This window comes from Rhizobium sp. RU35A (assembly GCF_900156005.1).
GTDB classification, from domain to species: Bacteria; Pseudomonadota; Alphaproteobacteria; order Rhizobiales; family Rhizobiaceae; genus Neorhizobium; species Neorhizobium straminoryzae.
In genome coordinates this window covers 25,023-41,472 of record NZ_FTMR01000010.1, presented here as the reverse complement: position 1 = coordinate 41,472, position 16,450 = coordinate 25,023, and the positions used below count along the sequence as shown (strand labels likewise).

Genomic DNA, 16,450 nt, shown 5'->3' with positions numbered 1-16,450 from the left:
CGATCGCATCTTCAAGACCAACATCGGCGAAATTTTCGCGCCGCGAAACGTGTCTTTGACACCGGAAACGAAAACTAGGACTGGATATCGCGGCCACTGCAATGTAACAGGTTTGGCCGGACGGGCGGGTCATTCAATTGCCTCATTTGAACGACAGGTGGTGATCCACGACCCCGGCATGGCGCGGCTTGCCGCTGCGCCGCAAAACCGCTTTCAGGAGACGGATCTCGGTATGATGCTCAAGGCAAACAAGGTTCTGCGGACAGCAATGTCTGCCCTCGCACTTTCCATCGGCGCTGCGCCTGTCGCTGCCCTGGCCCAGACTGCTGCACCGGCCGGTGGTCCGCCGCTCGGATGGTTCAAGACCTGCGACAAGCAGGACGACAGCGACGTCTGCGCCGTGCAGAACGTGATTCTCTCGCAGAACGGCCAGCTGATCACGGCCGTTGGCCTGATTACGGTCGAAGGCAAGGTCAACCGCAAGATCCTGCAGGTCTCCGTTCCGTCTGCTCGTCTCATCCAGCCGGGCGTGATGATGCAGATCGATGGCGGCAAGGGCCAGAAGATCGATTACGTGCTGTGCATTCCGGATCGCTGCACGGCCGAAATTCCGCTGACAGACCCGATGATCGCAAGCCTGAAGAAGGGCAATGAAGTGGTCTTCACCTCGGTGAACTTCCGCCGCGCCCCGAACCCGATCAAGGTTCCGCTGAACGGCTTCAGCAGCGCTTTCGATGGTGCGCCGATCTCGCAGTCGCAGCTCGCCGAAAGCCAGCGCAGCCTGCAGGAAAGCATGCAGAAGAAGGCTGAAGAGGCCCGCAAGAAGCTGGAAGACGCACAGAACGCTGCCAAGACCGGCAACTGATCCGTCCTTGGGACAGATCCAGACACTGGAAGAGACGATGAACGACGCTGCAGCCTGCAGCGTCGTTTTTTTATGGCCTGTCGAGTGACCGGCCCATATCCGGGCGTCAATGGGCCATGATTGCCTTCGGCTTCAACTGGCCGGTTGGCGCCTGCTCGAAGATCTGCGCGATCTGCGGGTTCTTCAGCGGCTCGTTGCTGTCGTCATGCACGAGATTCTGCTCGGAGACATAGGCGACATAGGCGGTCTCTTCGTTTTCCGCCAGCAGGTGGTAAAAGGGTTGATCCTTGTGCGGGCGGATCTCCGGCGGAATGGAATTCCACCACTCCTCGGTGTTGGCGAATTCGGGATCCACATCGAACACAACCCCTCGGAACGGGAAAACCCTGTGGCGAACGACTTCGCCGATCGTGAATTTTGCGTTTCGTTGTTTCATGGCGCGAACTTCCTTTCGCAGTCCATGTGGGAATTCACAAAACTGACATCAAGAGGGCAAGTCCAGCCACAAGCGAAATCATGCTTTGGCTTCAGCAACTTGGCGAGGTTGTGCCGTCGCCAGCACAACTCCGCCGGTGACCAGCAGAATGCCAAGCGCATGATAGGCTTCGAAGCGCTCGCCAAGGAACAGCACGGCCATGACGATCGAGACCGGCGGCATGAGGTAAAGGGTAACACCGGCCCGCGCCGCGCCGAACACCATGACCGAATGCTGGAAGGAATAGAAAGCGGCAACCGAAGCGAACAGGATGATGCCTGAAAGCTTGACCCATGCACCACCGGTATGGGGCAAGGGGGCGCCGGCAAGCACCTCGATCGCCGCCGGCGGAAACAGCACCACGGCACCGGCAGCTGCCAGAAGGGCAAACAGGGAGAACGGCGCAATGCCGCGAATGGCCGGCCGCCGCAACAGCATGGAATAGGCAGCAAAGGCGATGGCGGCCAGCAGGATGCCGAGATCGCCGATGTTGAAGGTGAGATGCATGAGTGCTGCGACATCGCCCTTCAGCACGATGGTGGCAACGCCGCAAAAGGCGATGATCATGCCGGCAACCTCCCGCAGCACCAGCCGGCGCCCCTGGAACAGCCACTGGAAGAGGATGATGAACAGGGACGAGGTCGTATAGATCAGCGTCGCATTGGAAGCCGTGGTCAGCGTCAGTGCCCAGTAGACGAAGCCGCCGCAGATGCCCATGCCGAGAATGCCAAGCGTCAGCCAGAGCAGCGTGTGGTGGCGCACGAAGGCCAAGAGCCCGCGCCAGTCTGCGATGACGAAGGGCAGGATCAGCAGCGTCGCGCCCATCCAGCGGATGAAGGCCGTGATGAAGGGGCCGATTTCTCCGGTGATGCCGCGCCCGAAGATCAGGTTGGAGGAGAAGAAAACGGGCGCGGACAGCAGGAGAACCCAGTCGATGGCGCTTGGCCGGCCTGCGGCATCCGTCATGGCAAGGGTCTCCGGTCTGGTGTTCAGGCAACCGTCCTTCCCTGAGGCCGGCCCAAAGAAAAACCGGCAGGCGTGCCTGCCGGTTCGGGATCCGAAAGTCGCCGAGGCGACCGCTGCGGCCGATCAGGCCGAATAGTACATGTCGAATTCGACCGGATGCGGGGTCATTTCGAAACGCATGACTTCCTGCATCTTGAGTTCGATATAGGCATCGATCTGGTCGTCATCGAAGACGCCGCCGGCAGTCAGGAACTTGCGATCCTTGTCGAGGCTGTCGAGGGCTTCGCGCAGACTGCCGCAGACGGTCGGGATCTTCTTCAGTTCCTTCGGCGGCAGATCGTAGAGATCCTTGTCCATGGCCTTGCCCGGATGGATCTTGTTCTTGATGCCGTCGAGGCCGGCCATCAGCATGGCGGCAAAGCCGAGATAGGGATTCTGGGCCGGATCGGGGAAGCGCACTTCGACGCGCTTGGCCTTCGGGCCGGAGCCGAACGGAATGCGGCAGGAGGCCGAACGGTTGCGCGCCGAATAGGCAAGCAGAACCGGTGCTTCATAACCCGGAACCAGACGCTTGTAGGAGTTGGTCGTGGGGTTGGTGAAGGCGTTGATGGCCTTCGCATGCTTGATGATGCCGCCGATATAGTAGAGGCAGCTTTCCGACAGGCCCGCATATTCGTCGCCGGCGAAGGTCGGCTTGCCGTCCTTCCAGATCGACTGGTGCACGTGCATGCCCGAACCGTTATCGCCGAAGATCGGCTTCGGCATGAAGGTGGCCGTCTTGCCATAGGCATTGGCAACCTGGTGCACGACATACTTGTAGATCTGCATCTTGTCGGCATTGCGCACAAGCGTGTCGAACTTCACGCCAAGCTCGTGCTGGGCGGAGGCGACTTCGTGGTGGTGCTTTTCGACGACCACGCCCATTTCGGCGAGAACCGTGAGCATTTCCGAGCGCATGTCCTGCAGGCTGTCGACCGGCGGAACCGGGAAATAGCCGCCCTTGACGCGCGGACGGTGGCCGAGATTGCCCGTCTCGTAATCGGTGTCGTCGTTCGACGGCAGTTCGGAGGAATCGAGCTTGAAGCCGGTATTGTACGGATCGGCCTTGTACTTGACGTCGTCGAAGACGAAGAATTCCGGTTCCGGGCCGACGAAGACGGTGTCGCCGATGCCCGACGCCTTCAGATAGGCTTCGGCCTTCTTGGCGGTACCGCGCGGATCGCGGTTATAGGCTTCGCCGGAGACCGGATCGAGAATGTCGCAGATGACGACCATGGTCGACTGCGCGAAGAAGGGGTCCATGTGCACGGTGGCCGGGTCCGGCATCAGCACCATGTCGGACTCGTTGATGGCCTTCCAGCCAGCAATGGAGGAGCCGTCGAACATGACGCCATCGGCGAACATGTCCTCGTCGACCGCCGAAACGTCCATCGTCACGTGCTGCAGCTTGCCCTTCGGATCGGTAAAGCGCAGATCGACGAACTTGACGTCGTTCTCCTTGATTTGTTTCATGATGTCGCTTGCGGTCGTCATGGTGTCTCCCTTGGATATTATGAGGTGATGCCGATACCCGGTTCTTTGCAGCCGGATTTGTCTAGATTGCGTCGACGCCGGTTTCGCCGGTGCGGATACGCACAACTTCCTCGACGTTGGATACGAATATCTTGCCGTCGCCGATGCGTCCAGTCTGGGCGGCGTTGCGGATGGCATCGATGACGGCATCGACGTTCTCGTCGGCCAGCACGACCTCGACCTTCACTTTCGGCAGAAAATCAACGACGTATTCGGCGCCGCGATACAACTCCGTATGCCCCTTCTGGCGGCCGAAACCCTTGGCCTCCGTTACCGTGATCCCCTGCAGTCCGACCTCTTGAAGCGCTTCCTTAACTTCGTCGAGTTTGAAAGGCTTGATGATCGCTTCGATCTTTTTCATGAGAAAATGTCTCTCCGCTTCTCCCTTGGGAACGGGCCCATACCCGATCGCCCATCATGATGCAGGTATCGTGCCAAACAGGGACGGGCTTTGCCGGAAAATCCCGTGACTTGCGGCAAGGCCTCCTCCGCCTTTGTGATCCCGAAGGCAGGCTAGGGTTTCCCGCGACCGGTTGCAAGAGGCGTCGCGGGCGTGACGGTGCGGCGGGATAACATGACCAAATTGATGGCAAGACATAATGCGCAATTTGTCGTCAAATGCATATTTTATAATCATAATTGCCATAAATTATCCTCTTGCGTTTTAAGACCGGTCCGTTTCAATGGCCATATGCTTTCAAATGCGACAGCTCTTCTGACACCGGGTGAAATGGCGCGCGTCGATGCGGCAGCGGCGGCATCCGGCCTTTCCTCCTTCGGCCTGATGGAGCGCGCAGGGCAGGCGGTGGCTGCGGCCGCGTTGAAGGCCTATGCGTCAGCGCTGCGTTTTGCCGTGCTGTGTGGGCCCGGCAACAATGGCGGCGATGGTTATGTGGCTGCGCGGGCGCTGCGTCAGGCCGGCGCGGACGTGGTGGTGCACGTGCTCGGCGACCCCGACAGACTGCCGGCAGACGCGCGCCTTGCCTTCAATCTCTGTCCGATCCCAGGCCAGCCGCTGGCGGACTATCGGCCGCGCCCCGGCGACGTGGTGATCGACGCGCTCTTCGGCGCCGGCCTGTCACGCGATGTGCCGCAGGCGGTGGCCGATATCATTACGCGGGTGGCTGACGCGGCATGTCCGGTGCTTGCCGTTGATCTTCCCTCCGGTCTCTGCGGCGCGCGCGGGCTGGTTCTCGGCAGCGCCTTCCGGGCCGCGCGGACAGTCACCTTCATGACGAAAAAGCCCGGTCATCTGCTGATGCCGGGACGCGACCTGTGCGGCACGATCGAGGTTTTCGATATCGGAATTCCCCGCCGCATCGTTGCGGCGGAGGCCGGCCAGATGGCCATCAACGGGCCGGCCGTGTGGGGAAAAACCATGCCAAGGCTTCAGGGCGAAACCCACAAGTATCGGCGGGGCCATCTCGCGGTCTTCAGCGGCCCTGCCGCGCAAACCGGGGCCGCCCGTCTCTCCGCAACCGCCGGCCTCAATGCCGGGGCAGGGCTGGTCACCGTAGCGGCCCCGTCTGGTGCGCTTCCCACGCTGGCAGCGACGCTGACCGCAGTGATGGTTCGACCGATTGACGGCACGGCGGCGCTGGGCCAATGGCTGCAGACGGCCAAGCTCTCCGCCTTCGTCATCGGCCCGGGATTTGGTGTGGGCGAGCGGGCAAGGCAGTTCGTCGCTATGCTGTCGGAGCGTCCGCTGGTGCTGGATGCCGATGCCATCACCTCCTTCGCGGCCTGCCCTGAGGATCTGTTTGCGCTGTTTCGGACAGGCCCTGCACGCCTGGTGCTCACGCCGCATGAGGGGGAGTTCGGGCGTCTTTTCCCGGATCTTTCCGCCGACGGACGGCGCGGCAAGCCCGAAAGGGCGCTGGCGGCAGCAGAACGATCCGGCGGCGTGATCGTCTGCAAGGGGGCGGATACGGTGATCGCGGCACCGGATGGACGCATTCTCATCAATGACAATGCGCCGCCCTGGCTTGCCACCGCCGGTTCCGGCGACGTGCTGGCCGGTATCGTCGGCGCGCTTCTCGCGCAGGGCGTGCCGGCCTTCGAGGCCGCCGCCGCCGGTGTATGGTTGCATGGCGCTGCTGCCGTTCATGGAGGGCCGGGCATGACGGCGGAAACGCTGGTGCAGCAGGTCAGACCCTTCGAGGCTCTTTCCATGCATTCCGGCTGACCGGTTTATCCGGCAAAGTCGAGCAGCATCGCACAACGCCGGGCGGGATCGAGGCCCTTCAACCTTTCGCTGTCGAGGATCTGCCCAAGTCTCTCCGGAACGGCAGCACCTTCCACCATACGGAAGCCGAGGTTTGCATAAAAAGGCGCGTTGAATGGCGCAAGACGATCCGTCGTCAGCGAAGCGCCGCAAAGCCCCCGGGACATTGCCTGCGCCAGCAGCGCCTGCATCAGCCGCCGGCCGATGCCGCGGCGCTGCCAATCCGGATGAACATCCATTTCGCCGACATGCAGCCGGCCCTCCAGAAGAGTGCCACCGGCATAGCCAACGGGTTTTGCGCCATCAAAGGCGGCGACGAGAAACCCCGCATCGAGATAGGCTTGCAGTTCTACATCGCTGCTGGCGGCCGGTTCGCCGTACACAGCGCCCGCACGCCGCAACGTCTCGAAGGCGGCGAGTTCCACGGCGCGCAGCGCGGCAAAATGCTCCTTGCCGGCCGGAGCCACACGCACGTCTGCCTCTGCCGAAGCGGCGGCATTCTCCGTCGCGCCCATCACCCGACCGCCTTCTGCAACAGGCGTGCGCCATCCGGCGCATTCACCTTGCCGCCGGTGATGAAGAAGGCAAAGACATCGCGCGGGTTCTTTTCCGCGTGCCGACCCGGAGCGTTGAGCGGCAGGTCGGGCGGCACCTCGCCCGACGCATAGACCTTCAGGCGCTCGCCCCAGCCGGCGACGGCCTCCGGCGGGTAGCAGGTGGCAACCTCATCACTGCCCTTCTGCAAACGTGCATAGACGAAATCCGCCGTAACATCGGCAAACATCGGGTAGTCGGCGTGATCGGCACAGACGGCCGCCACCTTGTATTTCGCCAGCAGTTCGACAAAGTCAGGCGTGCAGAAGCTCTCGTGCCGCGGCTCCACCACATGCCGCAATGGCAGACCGTCGAGCGACGGCGGCAGCAGGGCGAGAAAAGCCTCGAAATCCTCCGGCTCGAATTTCTTGGTGCCCATGAACTGCCAGAGGATGGGGCCGAGATGCGGGCCGAGTTCGGCAATGCCCTGGCCGAGAAACTTTTCGATCGACGGGCCGGCCTCGGCCAGAACCTTCCGGTTGGTACAGAAGCGGCTCGCCTTCAGCGAAAAGACAAAACCGTCCGGCACGTCCGACGCCCATTTGGCAAATGTTTCGGGCTTCTGGCTGGAATAATAGGTTCCGTTCACCTCGATGGCGGTCAGTTCGCGGCTGGCAAATTCCAGCTGCCGCTTCTTCGGCAGCTTTTCCGGATAGAAGCGGCCCTCCCATGGATCGAAGGTCCAGCCGCCGATGCCGGTACGGATGATGCCGGATTGGGTCATGACAAGCCTCCCGTGGGACGATGACGCGCAAGCATTCATGCACGCCCCGCATCTCGAAATGTCGACATCTACGGGAGACGGCGGATCACTCCGCCGCCTCGACCTTCTTCACCGGCCGTCGTGCCAGCAATTCCTCGAGGAACTGGCCGGTATAGGACCGCTTTTCCTTGACCACATCCTCCGGTGTGCCGATGGCCACGACCTCGCCGCCGCCGGTGCCGCCTTCCGGGCCGATGTCGATGATCCAGTCGGCGGTCTTGATGACCTCCAGATTGTGCTCGATCACCACCACGGAATTTCCCTGGTTGACCAGTTCGTGCAGCATTTCCAGAAGCTTTGCGACGTCATGGAAGTGCAGGCCGGTGGTCGGCTCATCGAGAATGTAGAGCGTGCGGCCGGTGGAGCGTTTCGACAATTCCTTGGCGAGCTTGACGCGCTGCGCCTCGCCGCCGGACAGCGTATTGGCCTGCTGGCCGACCTTGATATAGCCGAGCCCCACCTCGAACAGCGCCTGCAGCTTGTCGCGCACGGCTGGCACGGCGGAGAAGAACTCCACGCCTTCTTCCACCGTCATGTCCAGCACGTCGGCGATCGACTTGCCCTTGAAGGTGACGTCGAGCGTTTCGCGGTTGTAGCGCTTGCCGTGGCAGACATCACAGGTCACGTAGACGTCCGGCAGGAAGTGCATCTCGATCTTGATGACGCCGTCGCCCTGGCAGGCCTCGCAGCGGCCACCCTTGACGTTGAAGGAGAAGCGGCCCGGCTGATAGCCGCGCGCCTTGGCCTCCGGCAGCCCCGCGAACCAGTCGCGGATCGGCGTGAAGGCGCCGGTATAGGTGGCCGGGTTGGAGCGCGGCGTGCGCCCGATCGGCGACTGGTCGATGTCGATCACCTTGTCGACGAATTCCAGGCCATCGATCCGCTCGTGCTCGGCCGGGATTTCGCGCGCGCCCATCACCCGGCGGGCCGCCGCCTTGTAGAGCGTCTCGATCAGGAAGGTGGACTTGCCGCCGCCCGACACGCCGGTCACCGCCGTGAACAGGCCGAGCGGCACCGAGGCCGTCACGTTCTTCAGATTGTTGCCGCGCGCGCCGACAACCTTGATTTCCTTGCCCTTCTTGGGCTTGCGCCGCTCCGCCGGCACCGCCACGCCGAGTTCACCGGAGAGATACTTGCCCGTCAGCGATTTCGGATTGGCCATCACCTCCTTCGGCGTGCCGGCCGCCACCACCTGGCCACCATGCACGCCGGCAGCCGGGCCGATATCGACGACGTAATCGGCCGTCAGGATCGCATCCTCGTCATGCTCGACCACCAGCACGGTGTTGCCGATATCGCGAAGGTGCTTCAGCGTATCGAGCAGGCGTGCATTGTCGCGCTGGTGAAGACCGATCGACGGCTCATCCAGCACGTAGAGAACACCGGTCAGGCCCGAGCCGATCTGAGAGGCAAGCCGGATGCGCTGGCTTTCGCCGCCGGACAGCGTGCCGGAAGAACGAGACAGGCTCAGATAATCGAGGCCGACATCGTTCAGGAAGCGCAGGCGGTCGCGGATTTCCTTGAGAATGCGCACCGCGATTTCGTTCTGCTTCGCCGTCAGCTTGTCCGGCAGGGCCTCGAACCAGTCGCGCGCCACCTTGATCGACATGTCGGTGACTTCGCCGATCTGCAGGCGGTCGATCTTCACCGCCAGCGCCTCCGGCTTCAGGCGAAAGCCGCCGCAGGCGGGGCAGGGCGCGGCCGACATGTAGCGCTCGATCTCCTCACGCGCCCAGGCGCTGTCGGTCTCTTTCCAGCGGCGCTCCAGGTTCGGCACGATACCCTCGAAGGTCTTCGTGGTCTTGTAGGAGCGGGCGCCGTCGGCATAGTTGAACTCGATCTTCTCCTCGGTGCCGTGCAAAATGGCCTTCTGCGCCTCCTTCGACAGCTTCGACCAGCGGTCGGTCAGCTTGAAGCCGAAGACCTTGCCGAGCCCCTCCAGCGTCTGGTTGTAATAGGGCGAGCTGGATTTGGCCCAGGGCGCGATCGCGCCGTCCTTCAATGTGCGATCCTGCTCGGGGACGATCAGGTTCTCGTCCACCTTCTGCTGCGCCCCCAGACCGTCGCAGGTGGGGCAGGCGCCGAAGGGATTGTTGAACGAGAACAGCCGCGGCTCGATCTCCGGAATGGTGAAACCGGAAACGGGGCAGGCGAATTTTTCCGAAAACAGCACCCGCTCGTGGGTTTCGTTCAGCGATTTGTTGGCCGAACCGCCGGCCGCCGTTTCCTCCGGCGGCAGAGGCTTGTCGGCAAATTCCGCCACGGCCAGGCCATCGGCGAGCGTCAGGCAGGTTTCCAGACTGTCGGCAAGGCGCGCACCGATATCGGGGCGCACCACGACGCGATCCACCACCACGTCGATGTCATGCTTGTATTTCTTGTCGAGCGCCGGGACCTCCGCGATCTCGTAGAACTGGCCATCCACCTTGACGCGCTGAAACCCCTTCTTCATCAGCTCGGCGAGTTCCTTCTTGTACTCGCCCTTTCGCCCGCGCACCATCGGCGCGAGAATATAGAGGCGGGTGCCTTCCTCGAAGGCCAGCACGCGGTCGACCATCTGGCTGACCGTCTGGCTTTCGATCGGCAGACCCGTGGCCGGCGAATACGGCACCCCGACGCGCGCGAAGAGAAGGCGCATGTAGTCGTAGATCTCGGTGACGGTGCCGACGGTCGAGCGCGGGTTCTTCGAGGTGGTCTTCTGCTCGATGGAGATCGCCGGCGACAGGCCGTCGATCTGGTCGACATCCGGCTTTTGCATCATTTCGAGAAACTGCCGGGCATAGGCCGACAGGCTTTCGACATAGCGGCGCTGGCCCTCCGCATAGATCGTGTCGAAGGCCAGCGAGGACTTGCCCGATCCCGAAAGGCCGGTCATCACGATCAGGCTGTTGCGGGGCAGATCGAGATCGATGCCCTTGAGGTTATGCTCGCGGGCGCCGCGAATGGAAATCGTCTTGAGTTCGCTCATCGTGAAAAGCTCTTTGGGAGGACAAGCCCCTTATTTAGTGATCCGGTGGCTTCTGTCGAGGCAAGACTGCCGCAAGATCCGGGCTTCGACTCGCTCCTACGCAGCAGGCTGTTGACAGGATCATAGCGGAATACTAGAACAAAGAAAGAACAAATTTGCCTGTGGATTAAGGCAGCATCCTTTCCTGCGGGCGGGAGGGATGGTTTACACTGCTTCATCCAACGGAATTGAAGTGCCGCGCGATGGCGGCAGACAAGGTGATGAGATGGCTGGCAGCGTCAACAAGGTAATCCTGGTCGGGAACGTCGGGGCGGATCCGGAAATCCGTCGCACGCAGGACGGCCGGCCGATCGCCAACCTGCGCATCGCGACGTCCGAAACCTGGCGCGACCGCAACAGCGGCGAACGCCGGGAAAAGACGGAGTGGCACACGGTTGTGGTGTTCAACGAGGGCCTCTGCAAGGTTGTCGAGCAGTATGTGAAGAAGGGCGCCAAGCTTTATATCGAAGGCGCGCTGCAGACCCGCAAGTGGCAGGACCAGAACGGCAACGACCGCTACAGCACGGAAGTGGTGCTGCAGGGCTTCAACTCGACGCTGACCATGCTGGACGGTCGCGGCGGCGATGGCCCAAGCATGGGCGGCGGCAATGCCGGCTATGGCGGGGGTCGCAATGTGGGCAACAGCGGCGGCGGCGATTTCGGCGGCGGCTATGACGATTATGATCGCGGTGGCCCGTCCTCCGGTTCCGGTTCCAGCCGCGGCGGCGCCTCGTCCGGTGGCGGTGGTTTCGCCCGCGATCTGGACGACGACATTCCGTTCTGATCGATCCGTTTTACGGGTTCACGGTGGCCGGCGAAGCACTGCTTTCGCCGGCCTTTCTGTCTTCGAGCATGGCCACCAGCGCATCGGATTGCGAGAGGATGCCGGCCAGTCGGCTGTCGTCGCGCACCACGGGCATGTCATGAAGTCCGCCTTCGGCAAAGGCGATGATGGCATCGGCAATTGGCGTGTCCGGCCGCACGGTCCTGACCGGCGAGGTCATGATGTCCTTGACCGTATCGTTTGGCGCGCTGGCACCGGCAAGGATCAGTCGCAGGCGTTGTCCGAACGCGATACGCGGGCGCCCCGCAACCCAGCGCGGCTTGTGCAGGAAATCCGTCTGTGTGACGATGCCGACCACTCGCGCATGGTCGTCGGTGACGGGCAGGGCGCGGAACCGGTGCCGGCGCATCAGCTCATGCGCTTCCCGCAGACTGGTATCCGGCGCGACGGCCACCACGTCGCGCGACATGATGCTGGCACACTCCACGTGCCGGGCGCGGCGGCGATAGGAGCGCAGTTCGGTGCGCCGCAGGATGGTTTCCAGATCGCCGCGGTCGACATCGAGAAACTGGTCATAATCCTTCAGCACCGCGTCGAGATCCTCGCTGGCAAAGCCGATGCGGGCGAACGGGGCAGGATCCGCTGTCGCGTGGGAACGCGCCGACGGTCGCAGCCGGTGCGGATAGACACCGCCCGTCAGGCGGTGAAATAAAAGTCCCGCGACGAGCAGCAGCAGGGAATTGCCGATGACGGGCCAGAGCGCAAAGCCGAAGCCGAGTTCGCGCACCGCCGCACCACCGACCACGGCCGTCAGCGCCACCGCGCCGCCCGGCGGATGCAGGCAGCGGCAGGCCGTCATGACGGCTATCGCCAGAGCGACGGCAAGCGCCGAGGCGAACAGGGCATCCGGTACCAGCATGGCCGCGGTGACCCCGACGACCGCAGAGAGGCCGTTTCCGCCGAGAACGGACCATGGCTGCGCCAGCGGACTGGCGGGTGCCGCAAACACAAGGACCGCAGAGGCACCCATCGGCGCAATCAGGGCCGGCGCAGGCAGGCCTTGCCTGAGGGCAAGCAGACCACCGGCCGCCGTCAGCGCGATGCCGGCGAGAGCCCCAAGCGGCGCACGGATGCGCTCGCGCAGGCTGAGAGGCATCGGGGAAGGCAGGAAGCGGTTGAGACGGGAGAGCAGCGTCATGTCGGAAGGTCTTCGATTGCAGGCAAAGGGGCAGGACGGGTGAGACTCTGCCATCATATAAGCGGGCGGCAAGCAACGACGAGGGCGAGTTATGGTGTGGTTGCAGCCACTTGTCAGAGGGCAAAGGCCGAGCGGATGCCATCCACCACGAACTGTACCGAGAGGGCGGCCAGCAGCACCCCGAGCAGGCGTGTCAGCAGCGCGCGACCGGTGACGCCGAGGAAACGATCGAGCCGCTGCGCCACCATCAGTGCCGCAAGCACCGTTCCCATGGCGATTGCCAGCATCACGATCAGGAGCGCCCGATCAAGCGGAGCAGCGAAGGAGCCGGCCAGAAGCACGGTAGCGGAGATCGCGCCCGGCCCCGCAATCAGCGGCAGGGCCAGAGGAAAGACGGCGATATTCTGGATGTGATCGATGGTGATTGCCACCTTGGAGGTCTCCTCCTTGCGGTCATTGCGGCGCTGGAAGATCATCTCGAAGGCGATCCAGAACAGAAGCAGGCCGCCGGCAATGCGAAACGCGCCCATGGAAATGCCGAGCACGGAAAGAATACCGGCGCCGAACAGGGCAAAGACCGTCAGGATCGAAAAGGCGATCAGGGTTCCGCGCAGCGCCACCTGCCGCCGCTGGGCGGTATCGAGCCCCGCCGTCAGCCCGAGAAAGATTGGCGCCAGTCCCGGCGGATCGAGCGTGACGAGAAGTGTCGTGAAGGCGCTCATGATGCTGTCGGCGCTGGTCATCAACGGACCTCCTCTCGCTTGGCTGCCCCGGCTTGCTTGCCGCAATGGCTCCACATTGATAGAACACATCCATGAAGGAAAGGCTTCATTGCGCCAAATGGCCCCGGCGCATCCCGAAGGCGCAAAAGCCTGTTTAAAACCGACCCGCAAATTGGCGTTTGCGCTGCCCTTCCGCTATAAAGAAACAACTGATTCCGAACAGAGATCGTATCCGATTTGACTGAGCAGAGCACCCCCGGCGGCGGAAAGCTGCCTCCCGGCATCGAACCTATTTCCATCATGGAGGAGATGCAGCGCTCCTACCTCGATTACGCCATGAGCGTGATCGTGAGCCGCGCGTTGCCCGATGTGCGCGACGGTTTGAAGCCGGTTCATCGTCGCATCCTCTACGGCATGTCCGAACTGGGCATCGACTGGAACAAGAAATACGTCAAATGCGCCCGCGTGACCGGCGACGTGATGGGTAAATACCATCCGCACGGCAATGCGGCGATCTATGATGCACTGGCGCGCATGGCGCAGGACTGGTCGTTGCGTCTGCCGCTGATCGACGGTCAGGGCAATTTCGGCTCGATTGACGGCGATCCGCCTGCGGCCGAACGCTACACCGAATGCCGCCTGCAGAAGGCGGCCCATTCGCTGCTCGACGACCTCGACAAGGAAACCGTCGATTTCCGCGACAACTACGACGGTACGCTGTCGGAACCCGTTGTTGTGCCGGCTAAGTTTCCGAACCTTCTGGTCAATGGCGCGGGCGGTATCGCCGTCGGCATGGCCACCAATATTCCGCCGCACAACCTCAGCGAAGTGATCGACGGCTGCATCGCCATCATCGACAATCCGGCCATCGAACTGCCGGAACTGATGCAGATCATCCCCGGTCCGGACTTCCCGACAGGCGCGCTGATCCTTGGCCGTTCCGGCATCAAGGCCGCCTACGAGACCGGTCGCGGCTCGGTGATCATGCGCGGCAAGGCCCGGGTCGAGCCGATGCGCGGCGACCGCGAGCAGATCATCATTTCCGAAGTTCCCTACCAGGTGAACAAGGCGACGATGATTGAAAAGATTGCCGAATTGGTGCGCGAAAAGCGCATCGAAGGCATTTCCGACCTGCGCGACGAAAGCGACCGCCAGGGCTATCGCGTGGTGATCGAGCTGAAGCGCGATGCCAATGCCGAAGTGATCCTGAACCAGCTCTACCGCTACACGCCGCTGCAGACCTCGTTCGGCTGCAACATGGTGGCGCTGAATGGCGGCAAGCCGGAACAGCTGACGCTGATCGACATGCTGAAGGCCTTCGTGACCTTCCGGGAAGAGGTCGTTAGCCGGCGCACGAAGTATCTTCTTCGCAAGGCGCGCGAGCGCGCCCATGTGTTGGTGGGCCTCGCCATTTCGGTTGCCAACATCGATGAAGTGATCAACCTGATCCGCCGCGCGCCGGACCCGCAGACGGCCCGCGAGCAGCTGATGGAGCGGCGCTGGCCGGCCCATGATGTCGAGTCACTGATCCGCCTGATCGACGATCCGCGCCACCGCATCAACGAGGACGGCACCTACAATCTCTCGGAAGAGCAGGCGCGCGCCATTCTCGAACTGCGTCTGGCCCGCCTGACAGCGCTCGGCCGCGATGAAATCGCCGATGAGTTGAACAAGATCGGCGCCGAGATCAGCGATTATCTCGACATTCTCTCCTCGCGCCTGCGCATCCAGCAGATCGTCAAGGATGAGCTGACCGCCGTGCGCGACGAGTTCGGCACGCCGCGCCGCACCGAGATCATGGATGGCGGCCCGGACATGGACGATGAGGATCTCATCGCCCGCGAGGAAATGGTCGTCACCGTCTCGCATCTCGGCTATATCAAGCGCGTGCCGCTGACCACCTATCGCGCACAGCGTCGCGGCGGCAAGGGCCGCTCGGGCATGGCGACGCGCGATGAGGATTTCGTCACCCGCCTGTTCGTGGCCAACACCCACACGCCGGTGCTGTTCTTCTCCTCACGCGGCATCGTCTACAAGGAAAAGGTCTGGCGCCTGCCGATCGGCACCCCGCAATCGCGCGGCAAGGCGCTGATCAACATGCTGCCGCTGGAACCTGGCGAGCGCATCACCACCATCATGCCGCTGCCCGAGGACGAAAAGAGCTGGGAGAACCTCGACGTGATGTTCTCCACGACGCGCGGCACCGTGCGTCGCAACAAGCTCTCCGACTTCATCCAGGTCAACCGCAACGGCAAGATCGCCATGAAGCTGGAGGAAGAGGGCGACGAGATTCTGTCGGTCGAAACCTGCTCGCCGCCGAGCCCGGAACTCAATCTGCCGGGTGATGACGTTCTGCTGACCACGGCGCTCGGCCAGTGCATCCGCTTCCCCGTCGATGATGTGCGTGTGTTTGCCGGCCGCAATTCGATCGGTGTGCGCGGCATCACGCTGGCGGACGGCGACCGCCTGATCTCCATGACCATCGTCAGCCACGTGGATGCGGAGCCCTGGGAGCGTGCTGCCTATCTCAAACGTTCGGCCGCCGAGCGTCGTGCCGCCGGCGTCGATGAAGAGGACATCGCTCTCGTCGGCGAAGAGGTGACCGAAGAGGGTCAACTCAGCGACGAGCGCTATGACTATCTGAAGGCGCAGGAGCAGTTCGTCCTGACGATCTCCGAACGCGGCTTCGGCAAGCGCTCCTCGTCCTACGATTTCCGTACCTCGGGTCGTGGCGGCAAGGGCATCCGCGCCACCGACACCTCGAAGACAGCGGAAATCGGCGAGCTGGTCGCCGCCTTCCCGGTCGATGACAAGGATCAGCTGATGCTGGTCTCCAATGGCGGCCAGTTGATCCGCGTGCCGGTCGACGGCATCCGCATCGCCAGCCGCGCCACCAAGGGCGTCACGATCTTCTCCACCGCCAAGGACGAGAAGGTGGTGTCCGTCGAGCGCATCAGCGAGCCGGAAGGTGATGACGAGGCAGGCGGCTTGCCGGAAGACGTGACCACGGAAACCGGAGATCCCGGTGCAGCCGCGCCGGAAGGCGAGGGCGGGGCCGAGTAAAGCCCGGCCCACCGCTTGCAGCCTCTGCTGCGGAAACACGAACCACATGCAAAAAGGGCCGCGCTTCGAAAGAGGCGCGGCCTTTTTCATGTCTGGAAGAGGCGAGTGTCATGCTTTGGCCACCAAGCGCTTTTTGCACTTGAAATGCTGAAACCGCGGCATGAAAAAAGCCGGGGCCCGAGAGCCGCCGGCTGTTTGTTTTCAAAACCGGCATCTG

14 protein-coding genes are annotated in these 16,450 nt (G+C 62.7%); 5 read left to right on the top strand and 9 right to left on the bottom strand.

Going from position 1 to position 16,450, the window contains the following annotated elements:
- Window positions 1-232 precede the first annotated feature (232 nt).
- A complete protein-coding gene (locus tag F3H95_RS20170; protein ID WP_142880962.1) occupies window positions 233-865 on the top strand; it encodes an invasion associated locus B family protein in 633 nt (210 codons plus the stop codon).
- Between the two features lie 106 nt (window positions 866-971).
- Here F3H95_RS20170 and hspQ read toward each other — a convergent pair whose 3' ends face one another.
- From hspQ to F3H95_RS20150, 4 genes are all read right to left on the bottom strand, one after another.
- On the bottom strand, window positions 972-1,301 hold the full coding sequence (gene hspQ, locus F3H95_RS20165; RefSeq protein ID WP_142880880.1) for a heat shock protein HspQ: 330 nt from the start codon (window positions 1,299-1,301) through the stop codon (window positions 972-974).
- 78 nt (window positions 1,302-1,379) lie between these two features.
- The gene (locus F3H95_RS20160; protein WP_149747324.1) at window positions 1,380-2,306 is read right to left on the bottom strand and encodes a DMT family transporter; all 927 of its coding nucleotides are present in this window, start codon (window positions 2,304-2,306) and stop codon (window positions 1,380-1,382) included.
- A 123-nt stretch (window positions 2,307-2,429) separates the two neighbouring features.
- A complete protein-coding gene (glnA, locus tag F3H95_RS20155) occupies window positions 2,430-3,839 on the bottom strand; it encodes a type I glutamate--ammonia ligase (protein ID WP_142880882.1) in 1,410 nt (469 codons plus the stop codon).
- 61 nt (window positions 3,840-3,900) lie between these two features.
- Window positions 3,901-4,239 carry a P-II family nitrogen regulator gene (locus F3H95_RS20150; protein ID WP_062554525.1) on the bottom strand — a complete coding sequence of 113 codons (339 nt, stop codon included), beginning with the start codon at window positions 4,237-4,239 and terminating at the stop codon, window positions 3,901-3,903.
- A 330-nt stretch (window positions 4,240-4,569) separates the two neighbouring features.
- On the opposite strand from F3H95_RS20150, the gene F3H95_RS20145 reads away from it, so the two are divergent.
- The gene (locus F3H95_RS20145) at window positions 4,570-6,063 is read left to right on the top strand and encodes an NAD(P)H-hydrate dehydratase (RefSeq protein WP_149747323.1); all 1,494 of its coding nucleotides are present in this window, start codon (window positions 4,570-4,572) and stop codon (window positions 6,061-6,063) included.
- Between the two features lie 5 nt (window positions 6,064-6,068).
- Here F3H95_RS20145 and F3H95_RS20140 read toward each other — a convergent pair whose 3' ends face one another.
- The 3 genes from F3H95_RS20140 to uvrA form a co-directional block, all read right to left on the bottom strand.
- Window positions 6,069-6,617: a GNAT family N-acetyltransferase gene (locus F3H95_RS20140; protein ID WP_149747322.1), complete on the bottom strand. Its 549-nt coding sequence runs from the start codon at window positions 6,615-6,617 to the stop codon at window positions 6,069-6,071.
- Window positions 6,617-7,420, bottom strand: a complete 804-nt coding sequence (locus F3H95_RS20135; RefSeq protein ID WP_142880885.1) for a DUF72 domain-containing protein — start codon at window positions 7,418-7,420, stop codon at window positions 6,617-6,619. The genes F3H95_RS20140 and F3H95_RS20135 overlap by 1 nt, the downstream gene beginning before the upstream one ends.
- 85 nt (window positions 7,421-7,505) lie before the next feature.
- Window positions 7,506-10,427 (bottom strand): excinuclease ABC subunit UvrA, encoded by a 2,922-nt coding sequence (gene uvrA, locus F3H95_RS20130; protein WP_149747321.1) that lies wholly within the window; start codon window positions 10,425-10,427, stop codon window positions 7,506-7,508.
- A 265-nt stretch (window positions 10,428-10,692) separates the two neighbouring features.
- Here uvrA and F3H95_RS20125 point away from each other — a divergent pair, with 265 nt between their 5' ends.
- The gene (locus F3H95_RS20125; protein WP_142880887.1) at window positions 10,693-11,250 is read left to right on the top strand and encodes a single-stranded DNA-binding protein; all 558 of its coding nucleotides are present in this window, start codon (window positions 10,693-10,695) and stop codon (window positions 11,248-11,250) included.
- Window positions 11,251-11,260: 10 nt separating this feature from the next.
- Here the strand turns inward: F3H95_RS20125 and F3H95_RS20120 are convergent, their stop codons facing one another.
- Both F3H95_RS20120 and F3H95_RS20115 read right to left on the bottom strand, forming a co-directional pair.
- The gene (locus tag F3H95_RS20120) at window positions 11,261-12,448 is read right to left on the bottom strand and encodes an HPP family protein (protein WP_149747320.1); all 1,188 of its coding nucleotides are present in this window, start codon (window positions 12,446-12,448) and stop codon (window positions 11,261-11,263) included.
- Window positions 12,449-12,561: 113 nt separating this feature from the next.
- Window positions 12,562-13,191: a MarC family protein gene (locus tag F3H95_RS20115; protein WP_149747319.1), complete on the bottom strand. Its 630-nt coding sequence runs from the start codon at window positions 13,189-13,191 to the stop codon at window positions 12,562-12,564.
- Between F3H95_RS20115 and F3H95_RS20110 the strand changes: the two genes are divergently transcribed.
- Window positions 13,169-13,411: a hypothetical protein gene (locus F3H95_RS20110; RefSeq protein ID WP_149747318.1), complete on the top strand. Its 243-nt coding sequence runs from the start codon at window positions 13,169-13,171 to the stop codon at window positions 13,409-13,411. The two genes, F3H95_RS20115 and F3H95_RS20110, sit on opposite strands and share 23 nt — an antisense overlap.
- Complete coding sequence (gene gyrA / locus F3H95_RS20105; RefSeq protein WP_149747317.1) at window positions 13,408-16,233, top strand: DNA gyrase subunit A; 2,826 nt, start codon at window positions 13,408-13,410, stop codon at window positions 16,231-16,233. The genes F3H95_RS20110 and gyrA overlap by 4 nt, the downstream gene beginning before the upstream one ends.
- The last annotated feature ends 217 nt before the right edge of the window (window positions 16,234-16,450 follow it).